The organism is Streptomyces sp. H39-C1, from assembly GCF_027158125.1.
Classification (GTDB): domain Bacteria; phylum Actinomycetota; class Actinomycetes; order Streptomycetales; family Streptomycetaceae; genus Actinacidiphila; species Actinacidiphila fildesensis.
This window is the reverse complement of record NZ_JAPVLS010000003.1, coordinates 92,065-107,693: the sequence shown is the minus strand read 5'-3', so window position 1 is coordinate 107,693 and position 15,629 is coordinate 92,065. Positions and strand designations below refer to the sequence as shown.

The 15,629-nt window shown below is 70.2% G+C and carries 17 protein-coding genes; 11 read left to right on the top strand and 6 right to left on the bottom strand.

The window, feature by feature from the left end; translation table 11 throughout:
- Window positions 1–5 precede the first annotated feature (5 nt).
- Window positions 6–2,630, top strand: coding sequence for a VWA domain-containing protein (locus O3W51_RS03285; protein ID WP_138352293.1), 2,625 nt, complete (start codon window positions 6–8; stop codon window positions 2,628–2,630).
- On the top strand, window positions 2,627–4,021 hold the full coding sequence (locus tag O3W51_RS03280; protein ID WP_138352294.1) for an extracellular solute-binding protein: 1,395 nt from the start codon (window positions 2,627–2,629) through the stop codon (window positions 4,019–4,021). The genes O3W51_RS03285 and O3W51_RS03280 overlap by 4 nt, the downstream gene beginning before the upstream one ends.
- 20 nt (window positions 4,022–4,041) lie before the next feature.
- Here O3W51_RS03280 and O3W51_RS03275 read toward each other — a convergent pair whose 3' ends face one another.
- Window positions 4,042–5,001: an alpha/beta hydrolase family protein gene (locus tag O3W51_RS03275; protein ID WP_138352295.1), complete on the bottom strand. Its 960-nt coding sequence runs from the start codon at window positions 4,999–5,001 to the stop codon at window positions 4,042–4,044.
- 164 nt (window positions 5,002–5,165) lie between these two features.
- Between O3W51_RS03275 and O3W51_RS03270 the strand changes: the two genes are divergently transcribed.
- The 4 genes from O3W51_RS03270 to O3W51_RS03255 all read left to right on the top strand — a co-directional run bounded on the left by O3W51_RS03270 (window position 5,166) and on the right by O3W51_RS03255 (window position 7,604).
- Window positions 5,166–5,762, top strand: coding sequence for a TetR/AcrR family transcriptional regulator (locus O3W51_RS03270; RefSeq protein WP_138352296.1), 597 nt, complete (start codon window positions 5,166–5,168; stop codon window positions 5,760–5,762).
- 1 nt (window position 5,763) lies between these two features.
- Window positions 5,764–6,000, top strand: a complete 237-nt coding sequence (locus O3W51_RS03265; RefSeq protein ID WP_269283630.1) for an STAS domain-containing protein — start codon at window positions 5,764–5,766, stop codon at window positions 5,998–6,000.
- A gap of 114 nt (window positions 6,001–6,114) precedes the next feature.
- Window positions 6,115–6,852 (top strand): GAF and ANTAR domain-containing protein, encoded by a 738-nt coding sequence (locus O3W51_RS03260; protein ID WP_138352297.1) that lies wholly within the window; start codon window positions 6,115–6,117, stop codon window positions 6,850–6,852.
- Window positions 6,853–6,857: 5 nt separating this feature from the next.
- Window positions 6,858–7,604, top strand: a complete 747-nt coding sequence (locus O3W51_RS03255; RefSeq protein ID WP_187144713.1) for a GAF and ANTAR domain-containing protein — start codon at window positions 6,858–6,860, stop codon at window positions 7,602–7,604.
- Window positions 7,605–7,649: 45 nt separating this feature from the next.
- Here the strand turns inward: O3W51_RS03255 and O3W51_RS03250 are convergent, their stop codons facing one another.
- From O3W51_RS03250 to O3W51_RS03240, 3 genes are all read right to left on the bottom strand, one after another.
- Window positions 7,650–8,690, bottom strand: a complete 1,041-nt coding sequence (locus tag O3W51_RS03250; protein ID WP_138352299.1) for a fatty acid desaturase family protein — start codon at window positions 8,688–8,690, stop codon at window positions 7,650–7,652.
- 265 nt (window positions 8,691–8,955) lie between these two features.
- On the bottom strand, window positions 8,956–9,303 hold the full coding sequence (locus tag O3W51_RS03245; protein ID WP_187144712.1) for a TraR/DksA family transcriptional regulator: 348 nt from the start codon (window positions 9,301–9,303) through the stop codon (window positions 8,956–8,958).
- Between the two features lie 171 nt (window positions 9,304–9,474).
- The gene (locus tag O3W51_RS03240) at window positions 9,475–9,768 is read right to left on the bottom strand and encodes a chaplin (RefSeq protein ID WP_138352300.1); all 294 of its coding nucleotides are present in this window, start codon (window positions 9,766–9,768) and stop codon (window positions 9,475–9,477) included.
- 495 nt (window positions 9,769–10,263) lie between these two features.
- Between O3W51_RS03240 and O3W51_RS03235 the strand changes: the two genes are divergently transcribed.
- Window positions 10,264–11,274, top strand: coding sequence for a hypothetical protein (locus O3W51_RS03235; RefSeq protein ID WP_138352301.1), 1,011 nt, complete (start codon window positions 10,264–10,266; stop codon window positions 11,272–11,274).
- Between the two features lie 110 nt (window positions 11,275–11,384).
- On the opposite strand, the gene O3W51_RS03230 is transcribed toward O3W51_RS03235, so the two are convergent.
- On the bottom strand, window positions 11,385–11,795 hold the full coding sequence (locus O3W51_RS03230) for a rodlin (protein ID WP_138352302.1): 411 nt from the start codon (window positions 11,793–11,795) through the stop codon (window positions 11,385–11,387).
- 138 nt (window positions 11,796–11,933) lie between these two features.
- The gene (locus O3W51_RS03225) at window positions 11,934–12,881 is read right to left on the bottom strand and encodes a DMT family transporter (protein ID WP_138352303.1); all 948 of its coding nucleotides are present in this window, start codon (window positions 12,879–12,881) and stop codon (window positions 11,934–11,936) included.
- Between the two features lie 39 nt (window positions 12,882–12,920).
- Here O3W51_RS03225 and O3W51_RS03220 point away from each other — a divergent pair, with 39 nt between their 5' ends.
- The 4 genes from O3W51_RS03220 to O3W51_RS03205 all read left to right on the top strand — a co-directional run bounded on the left by O3W51_RS03220 (window position 12,921) and on the right by O3W51_RS03205 (window position 15,405).
- Window positions 12,921–13,430, top strand: a complete 510-nt coding sequence (locus tag O3W51_RS03220) for a MarR family winged helix-turn-helix transcriptional regulator (protein ID WP_138352304.1) — start codon at window positions 12,921–12,923, stop codon at window positions 13,428–13,430.
- A 63-nt stretch (window positions 13,431–13,493) separates the two neighbouring features.
- A complete protein-coding gene (locus tag O3W51_RS03215) occupies window positions 13,494–13,796 on the top strand; it encodes a hypothetical protein (RefSeq protein WP_244808954.1) in 303 nt (100 codons plus the stop codon).
- Window positions 13,797–14,239: 443 nt separating this feature from the next.
- Entirely contained in the window at window positions 14,240–14,899 is a 660-nt protein-coding gene (locus O3W51_RS03210; protein ID WP_138352305.1) for a helix-turn-helix transcriptional regulator, read from the top strand.
- Window positions 14,900–14,931: 32 nt separating this feature from the next.
- The gene (locus O3W51_RS03205) at window positions 14,932–15,405 is read left to right on the top strand and encodes a DUF3291 domain-containing protein (protein WP_138352306.1); all 474 of its coding nucleotides are present in this window, start codon (window positions 14,932–14,934) and stop codon (window positions 15,403–15,405) included.
- Window positions 15,406–15,629 lie beyond the last annotated feature (224 nt).

Genomic DNA, 15,629 nt, shown 5'->3' with positions numbered 1-15,629 from the left:
CCGCTGTGCCGCCGTACGATCCGCGCGGCCGGGGGAACGACGCTGGGGCCGGCGGAAAACGGCACCGTGCCGTACTGCTCGGCGTCGACACCTACGAGCACCTGCCTCCGCTGCTTCCCGTTGCGCGCAGTGTGCAGTTGATGCGGCAGGCGCTCACGGCCGGAGACACCGGGGTACTGGATCCGGGTGATCTCATCGTGCCCGAGGGGGAGTTGGGCCATACCGCGTTCCGGGCCGCGCTCTCGGATGCCAGGGACCAGGCCGAGGGACTGCTGCTGGTCTACTTCGCGGGGCACGGCCTGGTCCGCAGCAACGGTACGGACCTGCACCTGATGGTCAGCGGCTCGCGCGTCACCCATAACCGTGAGCACCCCTTCGTGGACGCCATCTCCTGGCAGCACGACGTCATGGGCTCGCTCATCCACGCCAAGGCCGACTGGGTCGTCGTCATCCTGGACTGCTGTTACGCGGGCAACGCCCTGCGCGACTTCACCCCGGACGGCGAACAGAACTTCGCGGTGCTCACCGCCGCCGAGGCCGGGGTGGAGATCCCCGAGGGCAGTCCGGCGGACGGCACCCCCTTCACCCGTGAAGTGCACCGGCTGCTGACCAACGGCATTCCCGGGCAGCCGATGGTCACCTTCACCGGACTGGTGGCCGCCGTCCGGGAGGCGATGGAACCGGTCCGCGCGGTGGACGAACACCGCTGGCTCCCTGACGAGCGCCGCCGCGGTGACGACGTGGTGCTCTCCCACGCCGCGTCCGCGAATCTCCCGGCAGCTGCGCCCCCGGCCACCCCGCCGCCGGTGCAGGGCCCGCCTCCGGTCCCGGCGCCTGCCCGGTCCGGCGGTCGATTGAGGCACCGGCTGAAGAACCGTGCGTTCACCCGCACCGCGGCCGTCGTCCTCACGGTTCTCGCCCTGGCCGCCGCGGGCGGTGTGTACGCCCTCACCTCCGGTCAGGCGGCTGCCTGCGCGCCCCCGACGGAGCTGCGACTGCTCGCCGACCCGGACGCGCTGCCCACCGTCCAGAAGGCCGTCGACGCGTACCTCCAACGGCCCGGGGGCTGCCGGGCGGTCGGCATCACGGTGTACGCGGGGAAGGGCACGGACGCCGTCACGGCTTTCCGCAACTCCGCGGTCTGGCAGTCCCCGCCCGCCATCTGTCCCGCGACCGGCGACTGCCTGCGCCCGCAGCGCGACCTCGGGGCGCAGCCCGACATCTGGATTCCGGGTGCGAGCAGCACCTGGGAGCGCGCCAGGGAGGCAGGCAGACAGGCCGTCACCCTGGACCGGCTCGGCCCGGTCGCTTACTCCCCGCTGGTGCTCGCCGTCCCCGGGACCGTCTCGCTGCCGGCCGCCGACCAGACCGGCACGGCGCTCAGCGCGATCATCGGCCATCTGCGCGCGCCCCAGTCCCAGGCGGCGCTGCTGCGCCCCGACCCCGAGTACACCGACGCCGCACTGCTCGGCACGGTCGCGCTGTACACATCGCTCGGCGGCTCGGGACAGTCCCCCGCGGAGATCGAGCAGGGCATGGTGCAGGCGCTCAGCCCGTCCCCCTCGACGGCCCACGACCTGATGTGCGCCCTGGCGCGGGGGACGAACAACGCCCTGGAGGACCGGGCCGCCGTGCTGGTCCCCGAGCAGACCATGGCCCAGTTCAACCTCGGACCGGCCGACCCCGGACACCCCACGTGCACGTCCGCCACGCTGTCGAAGCGGATCGCCAACTATCCCGCCGACCTGCCCATGGCCGATCTGCCGTTCATCCACGTCACATGGAAGGGCGCCGACCGGCACAGCGACGAGCGGGCCCAGGCGGTACGAGATCTCTACACCTGGCTGACACGGCCCGACGCCCAGAAACTCTTCACCGGCGACGGCTATCGCGGCGTCAGCGACGGGCATCCCGCCACCCCCGGCCCCGGATCGCTGCTCACCGACCCCGCCAACTCCCGTGCCGTCCGCACCGACCTCCTGCCGTCGGTCGCGCCGGAGGTCTCCACCGCCGCGCTCGACAAGACCTTGCAGAGGTATCGCCAGGCGCTGGGTCCCGGCCGTGTCCTGTACCTGCTCGACAGCTCCTCGTCCATGGACGGTTTCTGGACCGGCCCGGGCCGCGCCAAGGATCTGCTCGCCCGGTCGCTGCGCTCGCTGGGGGCGAAGGACGAGTACGGGGTCTGGTCCGTCGTGGAGGACGGCAGCGCGCACCATCGCGAGCTGCTGTCGTTCGGCACCCACGACCGGAAAGCCGCCGAAGCAAAGGTGGCGGAGGCCGGAACCGTCCCCCAGGACGCCAGACCGGACCTCGCGCTGCACGAGGCACTGGCCGAACTGCGCGGCCGGGCGAAGGACGGCGACCGGCCCCAGCTGATCGTCCTCATCACGGACGACGAGGACTCGACGGGCATCCCGCCCGCCGCGTTGACATCGCTGGTCCAGGACGCGGTGGCCGGCGCCCCCAGCCGCGTCGTCACCGTCTCGCTGCACAGCGGCGGTTGCACCGCGGTCCCGCTCAACCAGCAGATCACGGCGGCCACCGGTGGCCGCTGTTTGGACCCGGCCGTCGAACTCGCGACGGAGCTGCCGGCCGAGGTCGCGAAGACCGGGACAGGAGACGCCGAATGAGCCGGACCGGGCGGCGCGCCCTCGCCGCACTCCTTCCCCTACTCGTCTGTGCGGCCGCCGCCTGCTCGTCCGGAGGATCACCAGGACCGCCGCCCGACGACGACGCCGTGGGGGCGAGCGGTCCGATCGTCGTCGCCTCAGGTCTGGACGTGACCGGATCCGGCGGGGTGCGCCAGCACCTCATCGAGGAGTGGAATCGGCGGCACGCGGGTTCCGCCGACCTCCAGGCCGAGCTGGTCGAACTGCCGGGCGCCGCCGATCAGCAGCGCAGCCAGCTGCTCGGCGCGCTGCAGTCCGGCAGCGCCCACTACGACGTGGTGAACCTGGACATCACCTGGATACCGGAGTTCGCGGCGGCCGGTCTGATCCGGGCCGTCCCCGCGACGGAGGCCAAGGACCCGGACCTGATCGGGCAGGTCGCCAAGACCGCCGACTGGAAGGGCCGTACCTACGCCGAGCCCTTCAACAGCGACGTCGGACTGCTCTTCTACCGGCCCGACTACCTGCGGCAGGCCGGGGTGGACCTGTCCCCGTCGGCCGTGTCGACATGGCAGTGGTCCACCCTCGGCGCCATCATCGAGGAGCTCGACAGTGCCTCGCCCTCCGGCCCCCGCAAGAGCGGGTACCTCGGCGGCTGGACCACCCAGCTCGCCGCGTACGAAGGGCTGACCGTCAACGTCATCGAGGCGTTCGAGTCGGTGGGTGTCCATCTCACCGACGAAGAGGGGCATTACACGGCGGACCAGCAGCAGCTCAAGGCCGGGCTCGTCGAACTCGGTGCCCGCGTGGGGCACGTACTGCCCGCGGCAAGGTCCTCGGACGAGAGCGCCAGCCTCACCCAGTTCGGCGCGGGCCAGACGGCTTTCCTGCGTTTCTGGCCGTACGGCTACGGTTCACTGGCCGCGCTGCTGCCGCCCACCTCGTACGGCGTGACGCGCCTGCCCGGGAATGCGGTCCTGGGCGGCCAGAACCTCGCTGTCACGGCGGACTCCCCGCGCGCGGCGCACGCCCGCGCGCTGATCGACTTCCTGACCTCCCCGGAAAGCGAAAGCTGCCTGCTCGACGCCGGGTTCGCCGCCACCCGCGTCTCCGCCTACGACGGAAGCGCCCGCCCTTGCTGGCCGAAGGTCGCCGAGACGTTGCACCGCGCGGCGACGGCGGGCGAGGACCCGGCGCGCACCCCGTCGACGCAGGACAGAGCCGCGTACCGGGCGACCGTGCTCAAGGCGCTGCAGGGCGCGGTCCAGCGGCCCCGGACCCCGTACTACGGCGCGTTCACCCAGGTCCTCCAGTCGTCCGTCCACGCCTGGCTCACCGCGGACCGACCCGATGTCGATGCGACCGCCGCCCAGCTCGACGCCGCACTCAGCGCCGCGCTGTCCGGCCACTGACGGCTTCGTGCCGTGGCCGTTCATTTGGATTCGACGCGGCCGAGCGGGTCGGGGCCGGCCGTCAGCTCGTCGCACGCCGTCTTCCAGGCGGAATCCCCGGGGTAGAGCTCGGTGCGGAGATAGGCCCAGGTGAGCCGCTGGACCGCGGCCACGCGCTCGGGGTTCTCGTCCGTGGTCTCGGCGACGTCGTATCCGGAGACCCCGCCGAGCCCGTGCTCCGCGTCGAACAGGGTGAGCAGGGCCTTGGGGCCGGGGGAGAGGACGTACGGATCGGCGTGCCAGTCCGGGCCCCGGACCGTCAGGTGGGCAGAGGCGTCCTTGTCACCGGCGACGACCAGCGTGGGCGTCGTCATCGCGGAGAAGTCCGTGGTCACGAAGAAGGAGAGATTCTCGGCCACGGACTCGGTGAGGGCATCGCCGCCCCGGCCGGGCGCGGCAAGCAGCACACCGGCCTTGATCCGGGGTTCGGCCAGGTTCACCTCCGTTCCGTCCTGTGGATCGGTGAGCCGGGCGCCCAGCAGCAGGCTCGCGGTGTGCCCGCCCATCGAGTGCCCGGCAACGGCGACCTTGCTGTGGTCCAGGCGCCCGCGGAGCTGCGGGACGGCGGCCTCGATCGCGTCGAGCCGGTCGAGGACGAGCTTCATGTCCTCGGCGCGCGATCGCCAGAACAGCGGTGCGCCGGGGGTGGCGGGATCCAGGGTCAGCGTCCTGGAGCTCAGATGGGTGGGCTGGATCACGACGAAGCCGTGCGCCGCCCAGAAGTTGACGAGGGGGGCGTAGCCGTTGAGCGAGGAGAGGTGGTTCGAGTAGCCCTGGCCGTGGGAGAGGAGGATGACCGGCAGCTCGCTCCCGGTCACGGGCGCGGAGACGCGCAGTTCCAGGTCCACGACCCGGCCGGGAGCCGGCAGCACCACCGGGGCGACCGAGAGGACCGGAGTGGGTGAGCTGAGGGTGTCGGTGGGGTGAGCCGATGCGTTCATGCTGCGTAGGTCCCTTCTATGGCCTTTGCCGCCGGTCTCTTCGGACAGCGGCGGGGGAGGCGGTCGGGAGCGTCCGATTCAGCTACACTGAAAACGGAGCGACGTTCCGATTAATATACGGAGCGCTGTTCCGTTTTGTCAACAGCGGCCGGAAGGAGAGCGCGGTGCCCACGACAAGCCCCTCCGGGGAGGTGCCGGCCCGAGGCAAGCGGGCCGACGCGCAGCGCAACCGTCAGACGCTGCTCACCGCCGCCGCCGCGGTGTTCGTCACCTCCGGCGTGGATGCGCCGATCCGCGAGATCGCGGCCAGAGCGGGCGTCGGGATGGGGACGATCTACCGCCACTTCCCGACCCGGGCGGATCTCGTCGTCGCCGTCTACCGCCACCAGGTCGAGGCATGCGCCGAGGCCGGACCGAGCCTGCTGGCCGGTGCCGACTCCCCGCTCACGGCACTCCGCCAGTGGGTCGACCTCTTCGTGGACTTCCTGGTGACGAAGCACGGACTCGCCAACGCGCTGCAATCGGACAGCAGCGGGTTCGAGGCGCTGCACAGCTACTTCCTCGACCGCTTGGTACCCGTCTGCGCGCAGTTGCTCGACGCCGCGGCCGACGCCGGCGAGATCAGAACCGGTATGCAGGCCTACGAGTTGATGCGCGGCATCGGCAACCTCTGCATCGGTCGGGACAGCGACCCCCGCTACGACCCCCGACGACTGGTCGGACTGCTCCTTGCGGGACTGCAGCGACCGCAGTCGTCCTGAGGTGCCGCTGCGCACCCGTGGTGTTCGCCTTCGCGGGCATGCCGACATCGACCTGACGGCGGTCTCCTTCTGCGACGTCAGCGGTCTGAACCTCTTCCTCGCCGTCAGCCAGTACGCCACAGCGGCCGGAAAGCAACTTCGCCTGAACCACCCCACGTCCGGGGTGACCCCTGGCCGGCAGCAGCCATCTGCTGCGTGGTCCGGCGGATTCCGCAAAGAGCACTCTCCATACCTCTAAAGTCGGTCTTGTGACCACATCAGCACCGTGGAACGCGCACCAACCCTCAGGCGACCTGTCCTGCCGGCAAGCGGGCGACTCCGGCCTGGGCGGCACGGCGCCAGGTGACCCCGGGTGATCAGTGATCGCATGGCGAACGTGTTGCGCCGGCTGCGCGACGACGGGCCCGGCGGGATCGCGCATGCCATGACGGCGGGTGCGGTCGCGCTGGGTGTGGACGGCCTCGCGGTGTCCCTGCTGATGGAGGACTCCGGTATCGAACTGGTGGCCTGCTCGGACGAGAGCGCGCAGACCTTCGAGGATCTGCAGTTCACCCTCGGGGAAGGGCCGGGCCCCGACACCGTACGCGCCGGCATCATGGTGTGGGTGCCGGATCTGGCGGGAGTGCGCCCCGACCGCTGGCCCGCCCTGGCCATGGAGAGCGCGGGCCTGGCGGTTCGGGCGGTGTTCTGCTTCCCGATCGGCCTGGGCGCCATCCGTGTCGGCGTGCTGACCGCGGTGCGCCGCACTCCGGGCCCCCTGAGCTCAGGACAGGCCGACGATGCCCTGGTCCTGGCCCGCGCACTGACCGCCCGCTGTCTGGGGGGCGGCGAACCCCGCCGACAGGACCCCGACGACCGCGTCTCCCGGGATTCCGCCCACGAACTGCAGCAGGCCGTCGTGCACCAGGCGACCGGCATGATCAGCGTCCAGCTCAGCCTGTCCCTGCCCCAAGCTCTGCTGCGACTGCGGGGTCATGCTTATGGCAGTGGCCGCACCATCACCGACATTTCCCGAGAGATCGTGGCCCGGCGGTTGCGCCTGGACCCCAACACCGACGGCACTGAGCCTGCTGTCGCAGACAAGGACTGATCGCCATGCCCCGCGAACAGCAACTCTCCCAGGTGTTCGTCGAGATCGCCGATTCCCTGATCGATGATTTCGACGTCATCGACTTCCTGCAGCAGCTGTCCGTCCGCTGCATGGAACTCCTCGACGTGGCCGCCGTGGGGATCCTCCTCGCGGACGAACACGGCATCCTGCGGGTCCTGGCCGCTTCCGACGAGCGCACCCGGCTGCTGGAGTTCTTCGCCACGCAGCACGACCAGGGCCCGTGCGTGGAGTGCTTCCAGAGCGGGCAGCCCCGCACCAACATCGACCTCACCGCTTCCCGGATCACCGACGACTGGCCGCAGTTCGCCACCCAGGCCCAGGACATCGGCTTCGTGGCCACGAACGCGCTGCCGCTGCGGCTGCGTGGGCGCATCATCGGCGCCCTGAGCCTGTTCCAGACCGATCCCGCCCCCCTGAGTTATCAGGACGTCTCGCTCGCCCAGGCCATGGCGGACATCGCGACCATCGCGATCCTGCAGCAGCGCACCTTGGCCCAGAGCGAGACCGAACGCGGCCAACTGCAATACGCGCTGACCAGCCGCATCGTCCTGGAGCAGGTCAAGGGCATCCTTGCCGAACGCTGGCAGCTCTCCGTCGACGACGCCTTCGCCGCGTTCCGCCGCTACGCCCGCAACCACAACCTGAAGCTCGCCGCCCTGGCTCGCGACATCACCGACGGCACCTTCGACACCGACGCCATCCCCCATGGCGTCGCCGGCACCGCGATGTGAAGCACGATCATGCCGCGACGCCGGCCCCGCGCCCCGACGTGACCGTCACGTCGTCGTGACGGGGACGCGCAGCGTCGCGTTCGCCACGCTCTGCAGGTGGCGCAGCGCCTGGCGGTACGAGTCCACGGCGCCGCACTGGAGGTAGTCGATCCCGTGCCGCACGCAGAACTCCCGTACCAGCGGCTGCACTCGGGAGAGGTTGGGTCGGGGCATGCTGGGAAACAGGTGGTGCTCGATCTGGTAGTTCAGCCCGCCGAGGAGCCAGTCGGTGACCGTGCCGCCGCGGATGTTGCGCGAGGTCAGGACCTGTCGGCGAAGATAGTCCGCGCTGCCCGACTCCGGCATCGGCATGCCTTTGTGGTTCGGGGCGAACGCGCACCCCAGATAGAGCCCGAACAGACCCTGCTGCACGACCACGAACACCAGGGCCTTCACGGGCGGCAGAACGAGCAGGACCACGGCCAGGAATCCCGCGGCGTGGAGCAGCAGCAACCCCAACTCCAGGCTGTTGTGCCTGTTCCGCCGCCGCAGTAGCGATCCCACGCTCAGCGCGTGCAGATTGGCGCTCTCCAGCAGGAGCAGCGGGAAGAACAGCCATACCTGCCAGCGGGCCAGCAGCCTGGCCGGGCCCCGCAGCGTGCGGGCCTCCTGCGGGGTGAACACGACGGCGCCCGGGGCGACGTCGGGGTCGCGGCCGGGTTCGTTCGGATGCGCGTGGTGGAGATTGTGCTTGCTCACCCACCAGCCGTAACTGAACCCGATGAGCAGGTTGGCGTGGACGAGGCCGACCACCGCGTTCGCCGGTCGGCGGCGAAAGATCTGCTGGTGCCCGGCATCGTGGGCGACAAAGCCGAGCTGGGCGAAGACCGCGGCCAGATACGCTGCGGTGCCCAGCTGCCACCAGGAGTCGCCGATGACGACGAACACGGCGATCCCGGCGGCGAGCAGCGCCGCCGTCACACCGATCTTGACGTAGTAGTACGCGGTCCGGCGCTCCAGCAGTCCGGCGCCCCGTACTTGCCTCATGAGTTCCGCGTAGTCGCTTCCCTGGGATCGGGTCGCGGGCGCGACCCCGAGCTCGGTCATGACTCTCTCCTCGCCACGGACGACATCAGCGAGACGGATCGCAGGACCGGCAGGGTCTGGACTGACCGAGCATTCAGGCAGGCTGACTGACAGGTCCTCCCAGTATGCGCGCCTGCCCGGTTTGTGAACTTGGCAAATCTGTCACAACGCTGCTGATTTCCCGGTGGGGACTTCCTGTCTCCGCGCCCGGCGCCGCACCGGAAGGTCACGCCTCATGCGGTCGGCCGCGCACCACACCATTGACGATCATGAGGTGGTGGGCGGACTACGGGCCGTGGCAGGTGTCGCACACGGTCTTGCGCCACCCTCGCGGAGTGTCTTCGCGGGTCCGGACGCGGCCGGGAGCGCCGCAGAATTCACAGGTGCGCATCGACTCCGCCTCTGCGGCAGTGATCAGGGCGCGCGCCGAGTTGCCGTCGTGGCCCACGGACTCGACGTGAATGCGCAGGCCGCCGAATTTCTCCCCGAGGTCCACGAGACGGTATCCGGGGGCCATCGCGCGGAGTTGGCGGTGCAGGCGGCCCAGCAACTCCTGCCAGCCAGGCCCCACCGTGTCAGCCCGTTCAGGGATCTGTACCGGCTGCGGAACGGGCGCTGTGCTGTGGTCGGGCATCGCACTATGGTCGCGCACCCGGCCCCTTCGGGGAACGAGCACGCCAGGGGCCTGTACGGGCGAAACCCGGGCCGCCGGGAGGACGCGTCACAGGATCAGGGCGTCTCACGTGCCTGATCATGTGCGGGCTGGCGTCCTGGCCGCGGCGGCCCGGGGGTCGTGGGGTGCGGGTCAGCCGTTGTCGCCGGCCCCGTAGCCCTTGTCGTCGTCGGTGTCGTGGTGACCGCTGATGTTCTGGCAGGTGTTGCCGAACACCGGGTTGAGGACCCCGATGACGTCGACGGTGTTGCCGCACACGTTGACCGGCACGTGGACGGGCACCTGGAGGAGGTTGCCGGACAGGACGCCGGGCGAGCCGACGGCTGCGCCGTGGGCTCCGGCGTCGGCGGCGGCCATACCGGCGCCGGCGGCCAGGACGGCGCCGGCGGCGGCGGTGATGGCGGCTGCCTGGGCAATACGGGACATCGAAGTCTCCTTGGAAGGGTTGAGTCCGCCGTAGGGATCACGGCGTTGACCCCACCAACGGGTCTGCTCCTCGGCAGGTCACGGGTGTTCCACCGAACGGACGCCCCGACGGCCGACCGGCCTTCCGTACCGCGCGCGCCGGGGACTCCGGCCGGAGGGGCCGTCCGGGTGAATACGGGTCCGCGGTGGGGGCGTCGTCCGTGTCCTGGGCCGTGCGCCTTCGTTGCCCAAGTGCGACATCGAGGTCCGGTCGGGCCTGGCAGTTCGCCTTTCTTCTGCCAGGTCCGGCCGCATCATCTCGCGACAGGGTGCGTGTCCTCGCGCTCCATCGGTGCCGGCTTTCCACCCTCGGTCGTGATCGGACCGGGTGCGGGGCTCCGAATGGCGGAAGGCGCACCTATCGGCTGAGATGGGACCAACAGTGTGCCATCTGTGACACACGGTGACCTTCGGGAAAGAGCCCGGCCTCGAAGGTTCGGCAAAGAAAGTCGCGTCATGACATCTGATCTCAGCACCACCCAGCACGACCCCAGCCACATAGGCCCAGACGATGAGCCCAGGCTCACCCTTCTCCGGGCGGTCGCTACCGCCCGGCCGCTGGACGAGGTCGCCTCACTGGTGGCCCTGCTCAACCGGACCGGTGAGTCGCCACGCCCGGGGGACGAGGCGTTGCGCATGGCCGCCGTCTCCCGCCCGGTGGACGAGGTCCTTCAGTTGGTCACCCTCCTGAAGAATCCCCCTCACACGATCGCCGACGCCGATACGGCGTTGCTCGCGGCAGCGATGGGTCGGCCCATCGAGGACGTGGCCGAGCTGGTGGCCGTCTTCGGCCCGGACAAGGACAACGGCTCCAGCAAGGACAACGGCCCCAGCGAGGACAACAGCCCGGGCAAGGACAACAGCCCGGGTAAGGAGTACGGCCCGGTCGAGGACAGGCCGCAGCGGCAGGGGACCGTCGTCGGCGCTTCGGAGAGCGCCACTCCGAGCGCTGCGAGTGCCACCGTTGCCGCAAGTGCCGCCGTCCCGCGCGCCGCGCAGGCCGTCAGCCGACGAGCCCCGGCGGCCACCGTCGGGTTCGAAGGTGTGTCGCCGGAGCGCTCGGCGTCGTCGTCCCTGCGATCCCCGCTGCGCTGGCCCGCCGCCATGGCGCTGTTGATGATCGGCGCGCTCCACCTGCCGACCGACATCGCGGGCCTCCGTTCCGGCGGACCGGCGGCAGTCGCGTCCACGGTCATCGCCGTCCTCAGCCTGGCGCTGGCGTACCTGCTGGCCGCGCGGGACACGGTGTGGATCTGGGCGGCCGCCGCGGCCGCTGCCGTCGGCATCGTGGCGGTGCACTCCATCGCCGCAGGAAGCAACTCCGTGCATCTGCTCAGGGACAGCCTGGGCAACCTGTTCGCGGGCGCGGCCGCGCTCGCGGTGGCCTGCGGTGTCATCGCGGCCGTCCTTGCGGGAGCGGTGCTGATGCGCAGGCAGAAGCCGCGAACGGTCGACGACGATTCCTGACGGTGTTCCGGTCCCAGCCGACCGGCTCCGTGCACAAGCGCCCTAAGCGCCCCAAGGGCCCCGAAACCTGTGCGGTTTCGGGGCCCTTGGGGTACTGCCGGACGTGAGTGTCAGTGGTTGGCGACACCGTTGCCGGACAGGACCGGAATCTGGTCCAGGATGTGCGACAGCGGCTCGTCGCCCTTGATCTGCGAGGAGTTCTCGGCGCACTGCTGGTTCTGCGGGGAGGACAGGACGTTGATGTCCTGCACCGTGATCGGGACGGCGCCGACGAGGGAACCGACGTTCGCCTTGACGGGCAGGCCGATGCACGGCTTGTTCAGCGTTCCCTGAACCAGACCGACCTGCGGGCTGAGGGTGCCGCCGGTGTGGGTGTTGCCGTACGACTGCTCGGCGCCGTTGCCGTTGGTGGTGGACGCGCCTTCGTCGTTGCCGATGGCCATGGCCGGGGAAACGAACGCAGCGGAGACGCCGACGATGGAGGCGGCCACCGCGGCGGTGCCGAGGAACTTCTTGAGCATTTGCAATCCTTTGGAGATGAAGCGGGCAGCACAGGGAAGAACATGCTGCTCAACTACCGATCGCCGACGTAGTTCCGTCGTTTCACCCGAACGGTGGCGCCGCCAAGTTGTGGCTCGGTCGCCCAAGTCCTGAGGAGATCACGCAGGGGGCACCTTGCAGGCGGATTCCGGGGCACGTACGCCCGGCCGACCGCCCTGGTTCCGAGCCGTGGATGTCGCGCCGTGCGAGCGCCCCCATCGTCGGAGCACCGGCTGGCCCAGGAGGATGCCGATGGTCACCAGGGCGAGTCCGCAGAACTGCTTGACCGTGAGCGCCTCCCCGGCGATCACGGTGCCGAGCAGTACGCCCGTCACCGGGTTCAGGAGACCGACCAGGCCCACAGTGGCGGCGGGCAGGTGGCGCAGGCAGGCGAACCAGGCGGCGAAGGCCAGTGCGGTCGCCACGACGGTGACGTAGCCGAAGCCGAGGACGGCCGCCCCGTCGAGGTGCGGCGGCGCCCCCTCGGCGGCGACGGCGAGCGGGAACAGCAGAAGACCGCCGGCGATGAGCTGCCAGGACGTCGAGGCGAGCACCTCGACCTCGGTGCTCCAGCGCTTGGCGAGGATGTAGCCGCAGGAAGACATGAGCATGGCGGCGATGGAGGCGCCGACGCCGAGAAGATCGATCGAGGTGGCTCCGGTGAACAGCATGAGGTAGACGCCGCCGATGCCGACCCCCGCGCCGATCAGGTGAGCGGGGCGTGGCCGCTCGGCGATGAGTCCCCAGGCGATCAGCATCATGACCATCGGCGAGGTCGCCATGACGGAGGAGGCGACGCTGGTGGGCAGCCGCTGCGCCGCGATGTAGATCAAGGCGAAGAACCCGCCCATGTTGAGGATGCCGAGGGCCAGGGACTTCCACCACCACGACCCGTGCGGTCGCGCCCGGCAGGCCGCCAGGAGGAGCAGTCCGGCCGGCAGCGCCCGGAAAGCCGCGCCGTACAGGGGCTCGTCGGCGGGCAGGAATGCGCGGGTGACGTAGTAGTTCGTACCCCACGCGACCGGCGCGATCATCGTGATCAGGGTCCACCGCAGATTACCTTCCATGGAAGCCATTATATCTTCCTTGGAAGGTATAATGAAGTCATGTCACCACCGCTCGACCACGTCGCCCGCATCCAGGCCGAGTGGGCCCGCGAACGTCCCGACGTCGACGTGGCCCCCCAGGCGGTGATCGGGCGCCTGCACCGTCTCGCCGGGCTGCTCACCGAGGAGCTGTGCACCGTCTATCGGCGCTACGGGCTGAGCGAGGGGGAGTTCGACGTCCTCGCCGCATTGCGCCGCGCGGGAGGGCCGTGCGAGCGGGCCCCTGGCGCACTGGCCGCGCACACCATGGTGACCACCGGCGCGATGACCAAGCGGATCGGCCGCCTCGAACGCGAAGGGCTGGTCACCCGCCGCCGCGCCGCGAGTGACGGCCGTGGGCGCGTGGTCGCCCTCACCCCCGCGGGGCGGGAGTTGATCGACGCCGCGTTCGCCGAGCACATGGGCAATGAGCGACGCCTCATGGACCGCCTCACCCCGCAGGAGGCGGCGCACCTTGAAGTGCTCCTCACCGCGTGGCTCTCCCGCGTCGAGCCGCCACTCGGCTCGTGAAGATCCCAACGGGCTGCGGGCGGGGCCTGCTCAGGTGTTGCTCCGCCGTCTAAGGTATTGATCATGTTCAAGTCAGGGGTGGGGCTGGTCGCGGTCGTGGTCGGGCTGCACTTCCTGCCCTTGGCCGCGGTGTTCGAGCAGCCCGGGCTGAGGGTGCCGGCGGCCCTGCTGGTCGCGGCCGGAGCGGCAGCTGTGGCGGTGTGGCTCGGGGACGGCCCGGACAAGACCGTGCGTTTGGCGGTGGGCCTGATCTCCGCACTGGCCCTGGGGGGCACGGCGCTCTGGACGGTGCGGGGTGGGGCGGTCGCTGCCTCTGCCGATGTCCCCGAGTCGATGGTGCCGGTTGGCGACACGTCTCCGGCCTGAACAGTTGCCTGCCGCACTGGACTTGGATACCTGACGTCGGATCACCCGATGGGGGTCATTCGGCCGCCGTGAAAGCTCCGTCGGTGAGGAGGGGAACGGTGTCGCGGGCGTCCCGTTGCATCGTTCGCCGGAAGCGATCACGGCGACGGGACGGTCGAGCGTTCCGTGGCCGTGCTGAGCGAGCCAATGGCCTACCGCCGTTGCATTGCGCAGCACGTCGACGACCACCAGGCATGCCACGTCCGCCGCCAGCCGTTACGCGCCGACGGTTCCCCAGTCGAACCGTGCTCCAGTGCCTGCTTGCAGAAGTCAACTGTCCATGGGCGACGACAATGCCACTCCGTCCAGGTGTCAACGCCTGGGCGGGCACCCCTGATCAGACCCTACCGGGATCGACGCGGAGCCCCACTAGCGACAGCAGTCATTGGTTATAGAATCGCCTCGTGAACAGTGAGGATGAAGTGTTCGAGGCGGTGGGTGCCCTGGCGGACCCGGTCCGCCGTGGTCTGTATCGGCACGTGGCGGCGACGCCGGGTGCCGTCGGCCGCGATGCGGCGGCCGCGGCGGTCGGGATCTCTCGCTCGCTCGCCGCGTTCCATCTGGACAAGCTTGTCGAGGCGGGCCTGCTGGCCGTCACCTATCAGCGGCTGTCGGGGCGCAGCGGGCCGGGGGCGGGGCGTCCGGCGAAGTTGTACCTGCGGGCGCCGGGCGAGCGGGCGGTGTCACTGCCGCCCCGCTCCTACGATGCCGTCGGCCGGCTGCTCGCGAAGGTCGTCGACAGCGCCGGACATGACCGGGAACTGCAGTCCGCGGCCCGGGCGGCCGGCGCCGCCGAGGGCGCGGAACTGGGCAGCGATGCCGATCCGGTCGCGGCGCTGCGGTCGCGTGGCTATGAGCCGTACGGGGACGGGGCGACGGTCCGGCTGAACAACTGCCCGTTCCACTCGCTGGCCGACGAGTTCCCGGCGCTCGTCTGCGGGATGAACCTGGCCTTCATCGAGGGCCTGCTTCCCGGATGCGCCGGTGGCGGGGACTGGACGGCCGCCATGGACCCACCGCCGGAAGGGTGTTGTGTCACTCTTTCTAAAACTAATGATGCTTGACGATAGAAGCCTGGTCCGGTCATGCTGACACCATGACCAACTTCCACCTGGCCCAGGTCAACATCGGACGCATCCTCGGCCCGCTCGACGGTCCCGTACTGGCCGACTTCGTAGCGCAGTTGCCCGAGATCAACGCCCTGGCCGACCAGGCCGCCGGATTCGTCTGGCGCATGGTCGACGACGACGGCGAGGACTCGACGAGCCTGCGGCCCGACGGGGAGGACGACCTGCTCCTGATCAACTGCTCGGTCTGGGAATCGGTCCAGGCGCTGAGGGACTTCACCTACCGCAGTGAACACCTGAAGGTGCTCAGCCGCCGGCGGGAGTGGTTCGAGAGGATGTCGGAGCACCATCAGGCGCTGTGGTGGGTGCCTGTCGGCCATCGCCCGACGACCGCCGAGGCCATGGAACGCATCGCCCTGCTGCGGGAACGCGGCGACGGGCCTCTCGCGTTCACGTTCCGCAACCCCCAACCCGCACCGGCCTCCGCGGTCCTGCCCGCTTAGCTGGAGGACGACAACTGACCGTGCGCCGAGGTCAGGCCGTTGCGACGCGGACAGCGGCGAGCACCAGCAAAGCCGGCCCCCCGAGCATGCAGTCGACGGCAGCCCGGATGAGACGGAACTTCCGAGTGGCGAGGGCGGCCATGAATCTCAAGTGCTCCAGTCGGCCTGAAGAGAGGCGACCGTCGCGGCGATCCGCTCCTGCCCCGTGTCGTGCTGCGGGTTCG

Bases quoted from the DNA above. Each gene is read 5' to 3' on its own strand.
- O3W51_RS03280 (WP_138352294.1), top strand. From the start codon at position 2,627: ATGAGCCGGACCGGGCGGCGCGCCCTCGCCGCACTCCTTCCCCTACTC.
- O3W51_RS03275 (WP_138352295.1), bottom strand. From the start codon at position 5,001: ATGAACGCATCGGCTCACCCCACCGACACCCTCAGCTCACCCACTCCG.
- O3W51_RS03255 (WP_187144713.1), top strand. From the start codon at position 6,858: ATGCCCCGCGAACAGCAACTCTCCCAGGTGTTCGTCGAGATCGCCGAT.
- O3W51_RS03250 (WP_138352299.1), bottom strand. From the start codon at position 8,690: ATGACCGAGCTCGGGGTCGCGCCCGCGACCCGATCCCAGGGAAGCGAC.
- O3W51_RS03245 (WP_187144712.1), bottom strand. From the start codon at position 9,303: ATGCCCGACCACAGCACAGCGCCCGTTCCGCAGCCGGTACAGATCCCT.
- O3W51_RS03240 (WP_138352300.1), bottom strand. From the start codon at position 9,768: ATGTCCCGTATTGCCCAGGCAGCCGCCATCACCGCCGCCGCCGGCGCC.
- O3W51_RS03235 (WP_138352301.1), top strand. From the start codon at position 10,264: ATGACATCTGATCTCAGCACCACCCAGCACGACCCCAGCCACATAGGC.
- O3W51_RS03230 (WP_138352302.1), bottom strand. From the start codon at position 11,795: ATGCTCAAGAAGTTCCTCGGCACCGCCGCGGTGGCCGCCTCCATCGTC.
- O3W51_RS03225 (WP_138352303.1), bottom strand. From the start codon at position 12,881: ATGGAAGGTAATCTGCGGTGGACCCTGATCACGATGATCGCGCCGGTC.
- O3W51_RS03220 (WP_138352304.1), top strand. From the start codon at position 12,921: ATGTCACCACCGCTCGACCACGTCGCCCGCATCCAGGCCGAGTGGGCC.
- O3W51_RS03215 (WP_244808954.1), top strand. From the start codon at position 13,494: ATGTTCAAGTCAGGGGTGGGGCTGGTCGCGGTCGTGGTCGGGCTGCAC.
- O3W51_RS03205 (WP_138352306.1), top strand. From the start codon at position 14,932: ATGACCAACTTCCACCTGGCCCAGGTCAACATCGGACGCATCCTCGGC.